8 protein-coding genes and 1 other RNA gene are annotated in these 13,505 nt (G+C 63.2%); 4 read left to right on the plus strand and 5 right to left on the minus strand.

Annotated elements, in window-relative coordinates:
- Positions 1–64 precede the first annotated feature (64 nt).
- Complete coding sequence (locus tag ABQZ00_RS23285; RefSeq protein WP_323539117.1) at positions 65–3,109, minus strand: TonB-dependent receptor; 3,045 nt, start codon at positions 3,107–3,109, stop codon at positions 65–67.
- Between the two features lie 797 nt (positions 3,110–3,906).
- Positions 3,907–4,749: an acid phosphatase gene (locus ABQZ00_RS23290; protein WP_323539116.1), complete on the minus strand. Its 843-nt coding sequence runs from the start codon at positions 4,747–4,749 to the stop codon at positions 3,907–3,909.
- 198 nt (positions 4,750–4,947) lie between these two features.
- On the opposite strand from ABQZ00_RS23290, the gene ABQZ00_RS23295 reads away from it, so the two are divergent.
- Positions 4,948–7,254: a TonB-dependent receptor gene (locus ABQZ00_RS23295; RefSeq protein WP_115559378.1), complete on the plus strand. Its 2,307-nt coding sequence runs from the start codon at positions 4,948–4,950 to the stop codon at positions 7,252–7,254.
- Between the two features lie 98 nt (positions 7,255–7,352).
- On the opposite strand, the gene ABQZ00_RS23300 is transcribed toward ABQZ00_RS23295, so the two are convergent.
- A non-coding RNA gene (locus ABQZ00_RS23300) (sX9 sRNA) lies at positions 7,353–7,427 on the minus strand.
- A 77-nt stretch (positions 7,428–7,504) separates the two neighbouring features.
- Here ABQZ00_RS23300 and ABQZ00_RS23305 point away from each other — a divergent pair.
- The gene (locus ABQZ00_RS23305) at positions 7,505–8,605 is read left to right on the plus strand and encodes a glycerophosphodiester phosphodiesterase (protein WP_323539115.1); all 1,101 of its coding nucleotides are present in this window, start codon (positions 7,505–7,507) and stop codon (positions 8,603–8,605) included.
- 673 nt (positions 8,606–9,278) lie between these two features.
- Here the strand turns inward: ABQZ00_RS23305 and ABQZ00_RS23310 are convergent.
- Entirely contained in the window at positions 9,279–10,064 is a 786-nt protein-coding gene (locus ABQZ00_RS23310) for a rhomboid family intramembrane serine protease (protein WP_311240088.1), read from the minus strand.
- A gap of 348 nt (positions 10,065–10,412) precedes the next feature.
- Positions 10,413–11,369 carry a TerC family protein gene (locus tag ABQZ00_RS23315; RefSeq protein WP_055852529.1) on the minus strand — a complete coding sequence of 319 codons (957 nt, stop codon included), beginning with the start codon at positions 11,367–11,369 and terminating at the stop codon, positions 10,413–10,415.
- A gap of 265 nt (positions 11,370–11,634) precedes the next feature.
- Here ABQZ00_RS23315 and ABQZ00_RS23320 point away from each other — a divergent pair, with 265 nt between their 5' ends.
- Together ABQZ00_RS23320 and ABQZ00_RS23325 are read left to right on the plus strand one after the other, a co-directional pair.
- Positions 11,635–12,801 carry a class I SAM-dependent rRNA methyltransferase gene (locus ABQZ00_RS23320; RefSeq protein ID WP_055852526.1) on the plus strand — a complete coding sequence of 389 codons (1,167 nt, stop codon included), beginning with the start codon at positions 11,635–11,637 and terminating at the stop codon, positions 12,799–12,801.
- Positions 12,802–13,116: 315 nt separating this feature from the next.
- Entirely contained in the window at positions 13,117–13,437 is a 321-nt protein-coding gene (locus ABQZ00_RS23325) for a hypothetical protein (protein ID WP_115514768.1), read from the plus strand.
- The last annotated feature ends 68 nt before the right edge of the window (positions 13,438–13,505 follow it).

Genomic DNA, 13,505 nt, shown 5'->3' on the forward strand with positions numbered 1-13,505 from the left:
AGCCGACAAATAAAAATCCGGCCTTTTCAGGCCGGATTCGTAACGCACACAGTGATGCGACACTTTAAAAGTCGTAGCGGGCAGTCAACCGGAACGAGCGCGGCGTCTGATAGTTCTGATCGTTCAGATAGTTCGGGCTGATCACATCACGCGAGGCTTCACTGAACTCGTCGTACTCGGTGACTCGGTCGTTGTTGAACAGATTGAACACGTCGAGCTTGATGCGCAGCTTGTTATCGGCCCAGTTGGGCACATAAGCGGCGGCCAGATCGAAGGTCCAGGTCCACGGCGTGCGGCCTTCGTCGCCACGTTGGCGTAACACGCGGGTACCGTCTGCGTTCAAGCAATAAAAGCTCGAGCCGCTGTAGCCGCTCAGGGTGCCCTGGTCAGGCTGCGGGATGTCGTCCAGCGGGATATAGCCCTGACAATTGATCGGGCGCCCGGACTGAAGCACCAGATTTCCGCCAAGCTGCCATTCCGGCGTGATCGTATAAGCACCGAACAGCTTGAGCGTGTGCTGACGATCGTTCGGGGTCGGCCCATAGGTGCCATCGGTGAACAGGCGGTGGTCGAAGTCCTGGGTGAGGCCGGCGTCCTCCTGTTCCAGCGTGGAATTGACGTAGCCTTCCACGTTGCCGCGTGTCCTGGCGAACGTATACGAGCCCTGGAAGTTGAACTTCTCGCCAGTGCGCTCCCAGAAGAATTCCAGAGCGGTATGCAGGCGGCGATATTCCGGCAGGCCAAGATACGAGGCCGGCAAGGTCGCCAGTTCCAGTTCGCCATCGCCATTGAGATCGACGTTGATGGTCACATCGCTGCCGGGATTCAAGAAGTAGCAGCTGGGCACCGAGCCCGGATCGAAATCCGGAAAGCCATTATCCGCCGCCCAATCGATCCACGGATTGGTGGTGCAGGTGTCGTCCATCCCGGACTTCACTTCGCGGCGGATCATGCGCACACCGGCCATCCAGTTTTCCGTCAACTGCAGTTGGCCACCGAGGATGATCTCGTCCTGGTACATCGGCGACAGGTTGGTGGACGCGACAGAGGCCGGATTGGGCGCAGTGAGCGAGCCATTGGTCTGGGTCTGGCCGATTTGCGCGCCTTGGCCCACCGGCGTGCCATCGGCTTCGCTCCAGCCATTGACGAAGTACCAGTTGGACACAGTCGATTCGGCGCCGGTGGCACGGATACTGGAGTTGGTCGCCACCGGAATGTAATAGCGGCCTGCGGTACCGAACAGCTTCAAGCTGGAATCGCCCAGCACATCCCAGGAGAAGCCCAGGCGCGGGGCCATTTTGTAATCGGATTCGATCCAGGCAATGCCATCGCCGTTCTTGTTTTCGAACTTCTCACCGCGCAAGCCGAGCACGGCGAGGAAGTTTTCGGTGACCTGCCAGTTGTCTTCCAGATAAAACGCGCTGTTGGTGTTTTCGTAGGTGGAGCTGCTGCTCTGGAACACGCGCGAACGTGCATACAGCGCGCCGCGCGGCACCAGCTGGCCGTTGACCGTGCGGCCGGGCCGGCCTGCAAACGCGCCGGTGGCCACCGAAGTGCCGGGCACCGTGTAATACGCCCAGTTGATGCCACCGGCGTAGGTCTGGCCACGGTGGCTGGATTCGTACTTTTCCTGATCCACGCCGAAGCGCAACCGATGATCGCCCAGCACCCATTCGCCATCGACACGGAACGCTTTGCGGATGTCTTCGTCCGGCTCGGCATTGCGGTCGGCGATGGTGCTGATCGTGCCCGGGTTGCAGCCGATGTAACGGTCGACCACGCTGGTGGTCAGGCCGAAGCTGTAGGCCCATGGGCACTCGCCGCCCGCAGGATTGGCTGGCAGGCGGGAGTCGATCAGATTGCTCAGGTAGCCGTATTGTGCCGACAGCGTGAAGTTGTCGGTGAAGTAGCCGGTGTACTTGAGGATGCCGATCTTGCCGCCGTTTTCCATCTCGTACTGCTCGATCGGCACCTCGTGCCGGCCAACGTTGTAGCGGTTATCGCCGTTGGCGTCGGTGGCATATTCGTACGTGCGGTATTTGGTCTTGGCCTGGTTGTAGATGCCGGTGAATTCGACCAGGTTACTGTCGTTGATATACCAATCGAGTTTGACCATGCCCTGCGGGGTCGTGTCACTGACGCGCCGGCTGGTCAGCGCGTAGAAGTTGTCTTGACTCTCCTGGCGGCCTTCCACCATTGCAAAGAAGAACAAGCGGTCCTTGATGATCGGGCCGCTGGCATAGGCAGAGTAAATGGTGCTGTCGAACTGATCGTCGCTGCGGTACTGGTACAACGGGTCTGCCGCATCAGGATCGCGCTCGCGGACGTTTTTACCTGCCGCAGCACCCCAGTCCGGCGCCCATTCCACGCTACCGCCGTAGTGCCATTCGTTGGAGCCTGCCTTGGTGACGATGCTGACGATGCCGCCCAGCGAGCGGCCGTATTCGGCGCCGTACCCACCGGTTTTGACCTGCAGCTGGCCGATGCTCTGGAACGGCAGATTGGCGAACGACAGGAACGTGCGCATGTTGGTGACGTCGAAGCCATTGATGTAGTAGCCGTTTTCGGCAACCGACGATCCGCCGAACGAGGCAAGGTTGCCCGCACCCAGCCCGCTATCGCCGCGGACCGCGCCCGGCGCGAGCAGCGCGACCGAAGAGACGTCACTGGCCACCGGCAGCGAGACCATCTGCTCGGCAGTGAACACGGTGGTCGATTCCACCGAAGAAACGTCGATGGGGTTGAACGCCTGCGCGCCCACCACTTCGATCCGGTCAAGCGTTTTGGCCTGACTGCCGAGCATCACTTGCGAGCCGCTGCCAACCTTGACCTCGACCTCGCGGGTCACTCCATCGGAGGTGATGATGTACTTGCCCGGAGGCAGCTGACTGAAGGTGAATCTGCCATCTGCGGCGGCGGTCGCCGAGCGGCTCACGCCCGTCTGCGGGCTCTGGATGGCGATGGTACTGCCGGGCTGCCCACTACCGAAAATGGAGCCAACCGCGCTCTGCGCCTGCACCCCACCGATGACGCACATGCCCAGCGCCAGGCTCAACGCGCTGCGCTTGATGTTGCGCGATAACGAACTACGAACCCCTGGACGCGTCATTCCTCTCTCTCCTGATGAATTCGGTCACGGATACTGCAGACGTGGGACTCGACTGCGAGCGCAGTCGAGGGGGAGCTGGGTTTCAGGACACGATGTCGACAACCTGAACGGATGTCACATTCCTGAAGCCTGTCTGAAGATTAATCGAAGATGTACGGAAATGTCATCATCCGGCAACGATTGCCAAATTCGGTACTTCTGGGCCGAGATTCGCACGCGCAGATGCTGTACCGGAATGAAGTATTCAGCCGTGAGGTACCAGCGCTGGACAGGCGGCATCGCTACAGGGGGCCGGGTCGTCGAAGCGGAGCGATGCCAGGACCCCGGGACTTGTAGCGTCAGGCGTTGCAAGACAGGCGTCGTGCTTGCCCAGGCGGTGTGTGGATGCCGGATCGCCACGGTCACTGCATGATCAAGAAGGCGTAGCGCGCCGATAAGGGCTGCAAGGCCGCTTCACGACTCCGTTGAGAACGCGCAGGTGCTGCTGCACCCCGGGTTATTGGAGCGCCTGCCGCAAGGCCTACGACGCTGCCCGGCCTGACGCCGGTTCTGCGTGCTCGGGGCGGTAGGGGCCTGCTTGGATCCGCGTACCAGTGGCGCATAGGCTCACGCTAAGGCGCAGTTTTCCGCGTTCCTCGTGCATGACGCGGCTCTTCGCTTTGTTGGTGTCGCACGTGCATCGGCCGCAGGTCGGTGGGCTGTCGCCGGCCGACGTTCGGTAAGACCGCTGCGCACAGGCCAGCGCACTTCAAGCCGGCATGGCCGTTCCAGTCAAACAGGGCAACGTACGCTGTTGCCTACATCGCGCCCGGCAACACTGTCTGCAAAGCCGCTGTTTCCGCTGCGCATGTGGCCGAATCCGCAGGCTTGGCCTTTGCGATTTCGCGGCGTGCAGCGATCAGATCCTTTTCAAACCCCGGGTTGTCGTGCAGTGCGGCGACGGTGGCTGCGCCCATCATTCGGCCTTGCAGGACATCGCTTTGCCAGTGCACGTTGCAGACCAGGCGGCTGTCGCCGAAGGCGCGGCCGCGTGCCAGGAGCGCGTTGCGTTGGGCGGGAGCGATCTCGGACAGGATCAGGCTCCAGGTCCAGCCGATAGCGGTGTGACCGGACGGGTAGGAGCCGTTCTTGCGCAGTGCCGCATCGTCAGCCGGGGTGCACATCGGCTGCGCGTTGCGCATGAACGGGCGCGGGCGCTGATAGCGCGCCTTGGCGGCGCTGGTACTGCTGCTGGCGTCGCGCATGCTGCGCTCGAGCAGGCGCAGCAGATGCGGCGTGCTGGTCTGATCGATCTGCACGCCCAGCGCGCAGCTGAAATGGCTGGCGGCGTCGGGAAAGCTCAGGACCGCGTCGCGCGCAGCCAGGTCCCAGCGCGGTGTGCCGCGCAGCGCGAGCATGGACTTGGCGATGGCTTCGTCGTTGGCGAGCGCGGCGCTGCCGTCCTGCGGCGGGGGCGGAACCAGCTGCAGGCTGTCGGGCAGCTGCTGTTTTTCCAGGTATCCACGCGCGTCGGTGGCAAGCACCGAGTCCACCGGCTTTGCCGGTTGCCGGGCACTGGCCACACCGCTGCCGATCACCAAGGCAGCAATGGCGACGCTTGCCAGCGTGCGTTGCGAATGGCGGGCGATGCGGTGGGCCATGGACGATTCCTCGAAAGCAGTACGACGGGAAGAGTCGCGCAGATTACGACGTACAGATGACACGCGCATGCCAGCACAACGCAGCGACAGCGCGGCATGCGCAGTAGCTGTCTCGGCACTGTCATCTCAGCGTCGCATCGACGCAAGACAGCTGTCGCACGCTTGCCGTCATCTTTTGACTCGTCCCCCACGCCACTCATGCCCAAGACCCATCTCTTAAGTGCCGCCGTTCTCACCGCGCTTGTGTTGTCGCCGGCCGCGCATGCCGCCGATACGCCGGCCGACGTGTCCGCCGACACCGGCTCCACCGTGCAGCAGCTCGATGCGGTGTCGGTGATTGGCCAGGGCGAAACGCGTCAGGTGCAGCGCATCACCCAGCAGGACATTCCGGTGCTGCCGCCGGGCACCAGCATCCAGAAGCTGCTCAACCGCATGCCGGGCGTCAACGTGCAATCCAACGATGCCTTCGGTGCCAATGAAGAATCGCAGACGATCAGCCTGCGCGGCTTCAACGGCACGCGTCTGGGCTATACGCTCGACGGTCTGCCGCTGGGCGATAATGCCTATGGCAACTACAACGGCCTCAACATCAGCCGCGCGTTGATCGCAGAAAACTTTGGTGGCGTGGAGCTGGCCTCGGGCATCGGTGCGTTGGGCACGGCGTCCACCAGCAACCTCGGCGGCACCATCCAGTACTACTCGGCCGACCCGTCCAGCGTGTTCGGCGGACAGGTCTCGCAGACGCTGGGGTCCGATGCCAACCGTCGCACCTTCCTGCGCGTGGATACCGGCGATTACAACGGGTTTTCTGCGTATCTGTCGGGCATCGAAGCCACCGCGGACATGTGGGCGCGTCCGGAATCGCCGACCACCACGCGGCAGTTCAACGCCAAGGGCGTGTACCAGTTCGACGGCGGCAAGCTGACTGCTTTCGCCGATACCTCGCGCACCTCGCAGGCCGATTATTCCTATCTGTCCAAGAGCGGCATGGCACGTGGTCTGGGCTGGGACTGGAATCTGTACGCACCAGATTGGAACCGTGCACTGGCGGCCGCGTACTGCGCACCGGCCACGCGCAATGCCGCGCGTTGCGGCTTCAGCGGTGGCGTGGATAACGTCGACGATGCGTACTACCAGAGCCGTGCGCTGCGCGACGACGATCTGTTCTATGTCGCCGGCGACTTCCAGCCCAACGATGCGATCAGCCTGCACACGCAGGTGTATCACCATGAAAACAAGGGGCAGGGCCATTGGTGGTCGCCGGGCCAGGCCTCCAATCCGGGCACACCGCAGGCACTGCCGATCTCGATCCGCAGCACCAATTACTGGATCAACCGCACCGGCGGCATCGCCTCGCTGGGTTGGGATCTGGGCCCGCATCATCTGGAGGCCGGGCTGTGGTACGAGCGCAATCACCACGATGTGGAGCGCAATTTCTACTGGATCACCGGGCCGGTGGACGACGACAAATTTCTGCAAAATCCCAATCGTCGGCTGTTCTCGCAGAACTACGTGATCACCACCCGGCAGTTCTACGTGCAGGGTAATTTCAAGTTTCTCGACGAGCGCCTGAGCCTGGATCTGGGCATCAAGAGCCCGAGCACCGAAATGACCGCACGCGAGACACCGGGCATCGCGGTGGAAGCGCCGGTGGCGACCGGGTCGATCAAGGCCAGCGAGTCGGTGCTGCCGCAGATCGGGCTGGGTTATCGGCTTGCCGAAGGCCAGGAAGTGTTTGCCTCCTACGCAGAAAACATCGCTGCGTTTCAGGGCGGCGGCGCCGGTGGTCCGTTGCTGGTGACGCAGGCTTCGTTCGATGCCAGCGTCGGTGCGCTGGAGCCGGAAAAGTCGCGCACCATGGAAGCCGGTTACCGCTTCGTGCGTGATCGCTTCGAGGCCTCGCTGGTGGGCTATGACGTCACCTTCGACAACCGTCTGCTCTCGCTCAATCCCTGCGCCAGCATCCAGCAGGGCACCACGCCGGCCTGCACCACGCGCTTCTTCAACGTGGGCTCGGTGAGCAGCCGCGGTGGCGAACTGACCGTGATCTGGAAGCCCACCAGCTACCTGCAGTGGTACAACTCGGCCTCGATCAACCGCTCCACCTACGACGACAACTACGTGCAGAACGGGGTGACCATTGCCACCGCCGGCAAGACCACGGTGGATACGCCCAAGCGCATGTTCGCGAGCGAAATCGCCTTCAATTACGCCGGTTGGAACGTCAACCTGCGCGGCAAGTACACCGGTGAACGCTTCTACACCTACACCAACGATCAGGGCTTTGGCGGTTACACGTCATTCGATGCCGGTGCCGGCTATGAGTTCGGCCAGGTCAGCGTGCTGCAGTCGCTCAAGCTCTCGCTCAACGTCACCAACCTCACCGACAAGCGCTACGCCTCCAACCTCACCGCGTTCGCCAACAGTGATCCGAATGGGCGGCAGTTGGCGTTCCACGCCAGTGCGCCGCGGCAGGTGTTTCTGACGCTGGATGCCAAGTTCTGAGGACGGGATTTGGGAGTGGGAAATCGGGAATCGTAACAGCGGGTCTGGTTGCTGCTTTATTGATTTCCGATGTTGATCGACGTGAATAGTCTTAGAGTGGCTGACACCACCTAGCGAGTGATTGTCGGGCGGGTGCGGACGATGCGGAGGAAGCGGGATGCACGGGCGTGCATCTCTGCTTGATCGTCGGCCAAGCTGGCCTGGCGATGACGCGGTGGTGTTGATGGCTGCTTTTTCGTTGGAGAGAGGCATGATGCAGTTCCACCGTGCGTTGGTGTTGGGAGCGATGATGGTCGGCATGAGCGGGCCCGCGTTGGCCGAGGCACCGTTGGCCAAGACGGTGCAGATCTTTGCGCACCGTGGCGCCAGTGCGTTGCGCCCGGAACACACCTTGGCCTCTTACGCCAAGGCGATCGTCGATGGCGCCGATTTTGTCGAACCGGACTTGGTGTCGACCAAAGATGGCGTGCTGGTGGCGCGCCATGAAAACGAGATCGGTGGCACCACCGATGTGGCCAGTCACCCGGAGTTTGCTGCGCGCAAAACCCGCAAGACCATCGATGGGCAATCGATGGAAGGCTGGTTCACCGAAGACTTCAGCTTGAACGAGTTGAAGACGCTGCGCGCGCGCGAGCGGTTGCCGCAACTGCGTGGCAACCGCTGGGACGGGCAGTTTCAGATCGTGACCTTCGATGAGATCATCGATTTCGTCGCGGCCGAATCTGCCGCAACCGGGCGCACGATCGGGCTGATTCCGGAAATCAAGCATCCGAGTTATTTCAGTGCGCTCGGTTTGCCGATGGAAGACAAGGTGCTGGCCGCCTTGCACGCGCATGCGTATACGCGCACGGCGCCGGTGGTGATCCAGTCGTTCGAGACCGGCAATCTGCGTTACCTACGCGGCAAGATCGGGCGGCAAAGCAACATCGGCCTGCTGCAGTTGCTGGGTGGCACGCAGATGCCGTTGCCCGATGCGGGCAAGGGCGACGCGCCCGGCACCTATGCGCAGTTAATGACCCCGGCCGGGCTCAAGCAGGTGGCCAGCTACGCCGATGCGATCGGGCCGGACGTCCGCGCCATCATTCCGCTGGATGCGCAGCAACGGCTGGGCATGCCGACCAGCCTGGTGCGCGATGCGCATGCAGCCGGATTGCAGGTGCAGCCGTATACATTCCGTCCGGAAAATTACTTTCTGGCCGCCGATAACCGCAGTAGCGGCGCGGTGACCGAGCGTAACGACGCAGGTGCCTTGGCCGAGCTCAAGGCCTATCTGGACACGGGTATCGATGCGTTCTTTGCCGATGATCCGGGTCTGGCGCGGCGTGCGTTGCGCGGGCAAGCGCCGCGATAGGTAGCGCGCTAGTAGGAGCGTGCCTGCGCGCGACGGGCATCACCGGGATAGCTGCATCGCGCGCCCATTCGCGTGCGATGCGATGACGAGGCACTTCGTGTTGCAGCAACGCTCTTACGTTGCGTGATCCGCGGGTACCCACCGTGCCGGGCATCGTCGGTAACGCCCCGTCGCGCGCAAGCACGCTCCTACGTAACGCGGTGTAGCGGCCCGATTAGTTGGATGTTGACCTTACGAGAGGCGCTACTTGCCTTCGCGAGACGTGCAGCACCACGTTTGTAGGAGCGTGCCTGCGCGCGACGGGCATGACCGGGAAAGCATCAGCGCGCTACAACCCGTTTGTACGCAATGCGATGACGATGCATTTGGCGATGCAACACCGCTCTTGCGCTGCATGACCTTCGGGTACGCACCTTACCGGGCATCATCGGTAATGCCCTCGCGCGCAGGCACGCTCCTACGTGATTGGGCAGAACGCCATTGATTGGTCTGATGTTCGCCTGACGAGATGCGCCGTGTGCCCGGCGGACGCTCGCGCGGTCGGAAATGCAGCGACCACGGTTGTGGGAGCGTGCCTGCGCGCGACGTGTGGCGGTTCTGGTAACGCCCCGTCGCGCGCAGGCACGCTCCTACGGGAGCTCAGCATCGTTTCGATCATCGTTTCATGCAGGTACTAGGTACCTGGCGGGCGCTCGCGCGGCGGGAAATGCAGCACCACGTTTTCCGAGCCGTCGTCCTGGCGTTGCCACAGCACCGGTACCTGACGTGGCGGCGGCGGTTCCAGCATCGCGTGCTCGGCGTCGCGCACTTCCCAGGCGGCGTCTTCGTCCTCGTCTTCCCAGCTGTAGCGCGGCTTGGCCTGCTGCGGGTCGCGCAGGCGTAGCAGCAGCGCGGCGATCAGGCCGGCCACCGCGCCGCCCAGATGCGATTGCCAGGACACGCCGGCTTCGTGCGGCAGGATGGTCACCAACATGCCGCCATAGAACAGGAAGGCGATCATGCTGGTGGCGATCGCCGGGCGGTCGCGCCGTAGCAGGCCCAGCACAAACACCAGAAACATCAGGCCGTGGGTGACGCCGCTGGCGCCCAGGTGGCGGCTGCCAGGCTCGCCCAACAGCCACGCGCCCAGCCCCGAGCCCAGCCACAGCAGCGGCAATGCCATGGCGGTGGCGCGCGGGTACACGCTGCCGGCCAATGTGCCCAGGATCAGCAGCGCTGCCGCATTGGCGCCCAGATGCGCGAGCGAGCCGTGCAACAGCGGCGCAGTGAGGATGCCGATCAGACCGTCGGCCTGCAGTGGCGCGACCGCCCAGGCGCGCCAGTCGAACATGCCTTGCGCGGTGAACACCGCCACCAGCAGCAACACGGCGGCCAGGCTGATGTTGAAGGCGCGCAGGACCCGCGAGCGGTCCACGCGGCTCTGGGTGGTGGTATCGGAGGCAACAGAATGCGGTGTCATACAGTCACGGATGGCGGCGTGGTTTTGCCTTTGCAAGCCCCGTTAGCGCGGGATAACCGGATCCGGCGACGGGACAATCCCGCCGCCTGCCGGGCTGATGCAACGCCCGGCAGGCAGGCCGCGGCGGCAAATTCACCGCAGATGATCGGGTGGCAACCAGGGCGCGGCGCCGATGTTCCGGTATCGCCTGTGGTGCGCTGCGGCCCAGCCGAGCAGTGGGCGGCGTAGCCACCAATCAAGGCCGAAGACCACGACCGGGCTCAGTGGCAAGAGACGAAGCGAAACCGCGGCGTCCCTTGCACCACCATCTGCAGCAAAGCACGCCTCCGATTCCCGATTCCCGGCCCGTCAGTGCCCGGCCGGCTTGGCCGGGCGCAACAGGCTCAGCATGATGGTGGCCACCAGGATCGTGACCACGACCGCCAGCGAGACCAGCACCGGGATCTTGTACAGATCGATGATCATCATCTTGGTGCCGATGAACACCAGGATCACCGCCAGGCCGTACGGCAGCAGGTGGAAGCGGTCGGCCATGCCGGCCAGCAGGAAGAACATCGCGCGCAAACCTAGTACCGCAAACACGTTGGAGGTCAGCACGATGAACGGGTCGGTGGTGATCGCAAAGATCGCCGGTATGCTGTCCACCGCAAAGATCACGTCGATCACTGCAATCAGGATCAACACCACAAACAGCGGGGTGAACCAGCGCTTGCCATCCTTGATCACGCTGAGCAGGTTGCCGTGGTACTGCGGGCTCAGGCGCAGATGACTGCGCATCCAGCGCAACACCGGGTTGGTCTCCAGATCCGGCTCCTTGCCGGCAGAGAACCACATCTTGATGCCGGTCAGCAGCAGAAACGCACCGAACACGTACAGCAGCCAATGGAACTTGGCCAGCAGCATCGAGCCGGCGAAGATCATGATCGCGCGCAGCACGATGGCGCCCAGTACCCCGATGATCAGCACGCGCTGGCGCTGTTCTTCGGGCACGCCGAAGTAGGTCATGACCATCAGGAACACGAAGATGTTGTCGACCGCCAGCGATTTTTCGACCAGGTAGCCGGTCAGAAACTGCAGCCCGATCTGATCGGCCCGCGCATCGCCCATGGTGCCCTGCAGGTACCACCACAGCCCGGCATTGAAGGCCAGCGCCAGCAGCACCCAGCCGATGCTCCACCAGGTGGCTTCCTTGAAGGTGACCTTGTGGGCGCCGCCATGGCGCATCAGCACCAGATCGATCAGCAGCGCGGCGATCACCACCGCCCCGAAACCGCCCCATAACCAGACATTGCCAATGGTTTGCATAAAAGAATCCCGAAAAGTGAAACGACCTGGACAGCCGGTTGGGCTGAGGCCTTGTGACACGGAAATCGTGGATTCCGGGTGACGGACCTTCGCCTGCGCGGCGAAGGTCTCGCTCGCAACCGGCCAGACCGGTTGCCGTTGCACCGGAGCGTCTGCCGGAGCAGGACTCGTAATGACGGCGACAACGTTGGGAGCTACTCCCCTTCTGGAGCCGATTCTGCGTGCCGGGGACGGGCACGTCAATCCAGCCGGATACAATAGGTGAATGAATACTCCTGTCCCCGTCGTCCGACTCAAGAATGCGTGGCGTTCCAGCCACCCGTGGATCTTCCAGAAGCTGGTCGAAAAGCCCATCGCCAAGCCCAAACCCGGCACCATCGTCGATGTGGTCGGCGTGGATGGGGAATGGATCGGCCGCGGCTTCTACAACGGCCACTCGCGCATCGCCGTGCGCATCCTGGAAACCGACCAGTCGGTGCCGGTGGATGCGGGCTGGTTTTCGCGCAAGATCGCCGCGGCGGTGAGCCTGCGCCGCGACTGGCTCAAGCTCGACGGTGTCTCCGATGCCTGGCGCGTGGTGCATAGCGAAGGCGACGGCCTGTCCGGCCTGGTGGTAGACCGCTACAGCGACCTGGTGGTGGTGGAGTTCTTCGCCGCCGGCATGTTCCGCCATCGTGAGTGGATCTACGAAGCGCTGCGCGAGCAGTTCCCGGGTTGCCGCTTCCATAGCTTTGCCGACGAACACGTGCAAAAGCAGGAAAGCTTCGACTTCCACAGCAACACCACCACCGAAGCGTCCGTGATCACCGAGCACGGCATCAAGTTCCGTGCCGACCCGGCCGGCGCGCACAAGACCGGGTTCTTTGCCGATCAGCGCGACAACCGCCAGTGGCTGAGCGAGCAGGTGGAAGGCAAGACCGTGCTGGACCTGTGCTGCAACACCGGTGGCTTTGCGGTGTATGCGGCCGCGCGCGGTGCGGCCGAGGTGCTGGGCGTGGATATCGACGAAGACGTCATCGCCATTGCCAAGGGCAACGCCAAGCTCAACAACGTGCGCCCCAAGTTCGTGCAGGCCGATATCTTTCCATGGCTGCGCGATGCGGCCAATCGCGGCGATCAGTTCGATGTGGTGATCCTTGACCCGGCCAAGATGACCCGCGACCGCGAGCAGGTGATCCCGGCGCTGAAGAAGTACCTGGACATGAACAAATTGGCGCTGGGCGTGGTCAAGCCCGGTGGACTGTTCGCCACTTTCTCGTGCACCGGCCTGGTGGCCGAGCAGGAGTTTCTGGACATGCTGCGCCGCGCCTCGTATTTCTCCGGCCGCACCATCCAGATCCTGAAAGTGGCCGGTGCCGGTCCGGATCATCCATTCATGGCGCACGTGCAGGAATCGCGTTATCTCAAGGCCGTGTTCTGCCGCGTGATGTGACAGCGCTAGTGATGAGGCAGCGGGCGATGCGTAGCGCCCGCTGCGTGGTTGGGCACCGGCGGTGGCATTACAGTCGTGGCCGCCCAATGACGCCGCCGCTGTGTGGCTGCGTTGCACTGCAGGTAAGCGTTGCACGGCGGGTGCTCGCATCTGCCGCCGCCGCGCGTGGCGTGCGCTGTTCCATGTGGTGCAGGTGAGGCGGTACGGTCATCGTCATCGCGCAGCGGATGCAGGTCTGTGCACGATGGCAATGGGTGATGGCTGCGCACTGCAGCCGGGACTTCAACGCAGACATTCACTAGGGAGCGGCAGCCGATGACGTCCAGCGACGAAGACGAACGCAAGGCCTTGCGCCGGTTGCTGCGCGAGATCGAGCGGCCCAATGCCAGCCTGCTGGCCAGCAACTGGCCAGTGTTTGGCGTGTGGCTGCTGTTTTCCGGGGCGTTTATGTATCTGTTCCAGACCGGTACCGGCTCGCCGCTGCACCCGTTGCTGCTGGCGCTGGGCTCCACCTGTCTGGGTGTGTTCGGGGCGTGGATCGTGTTCCGCTCGGTGTGGGCGCGGCAATGGCCGCATGTGCGCGAGCACATCGATGTGGAAAGCCTGCGCGCACGGCTGGCCGAACTCGACGATTGAGCCTGCGTTGGACGTGCAGCGTGCACGGCAGCGTCGATGTGCAGTGCTGGTGTGCATGCGGCCATAGC

Origin of the sequence: Xanthomonas sp. WHRI 10204 (assembly GCF_040202875.1) — a bacterium.
Classification (GTDB): Bacteria; Pseudomonadota; Gammaproteobacteria; order Xanthomonadales; family Xanthomonadaceae; genus Xanthomonas.

Excerpts from the sequence above, each read along its gene's own strand:
- ABQZ00_RS23310 (WP_311240088.1), bottom strand. The coding sequence starts at position 10,064 with ATGACACCGCATTCTGTTGCCTCCGATACCACCACCCAGAGCCGCGTG.
- ABQZ00_RS23320 (WP_055852526.1), top strand. The coding sequence starts at position 11,635 with ATGAATACTCCTGTCCCCGTCGTCCGACTCAAGAATGCGTGGCGTTCC.
- ABQZ00_RS23325 (WP_115514768.1), top strand. The coding sequence starts at position 13,117 with ATGACGTCCAGCGACGAAGACGAACGCAAGGCCTTGCGCCGGTTGCTG.
- ABQZ00_RS23285 (WP_323539117.1), bottom strand. The coding sequence starts at position 3,109 with ATGACGCGTCCAGGGGTTCGTAGTTCGTTATCGCGCAACATCAAGCGC.
- ABQZ00_RS23290 (WP_323539116.1), bottom strand. The coding sequence starts at position 4,749 with ATGGCCCACCGCATCGCCCGCCATTCGCAACGCACGCTGGCAAGCGTC.
- ABQZ00_RS23315 (WP_055852529.1), bottom strand. The coding sequence starts at position 11,369 with ATGCAAACCATTGGCAATGTCTGGTTATGGGGCGGTTTCGGGGCGGTG.
- ABQZ00_RS23295 (WP_115559378.1), top strand. The coding sequence starts at position 4,948 with ATGCCCAAGACCCATCTCTTAAGTGCCGCCGTTCTCACCGCGCTTGTG.
- ABQZ00_RS23305 (WP_323539115.1), top strand. The coding sequence starts at position 7,505 with ATGATGCAGTTCCACCGTGCGTTGGTGTTGGGAGCGATGATGGTCGGC.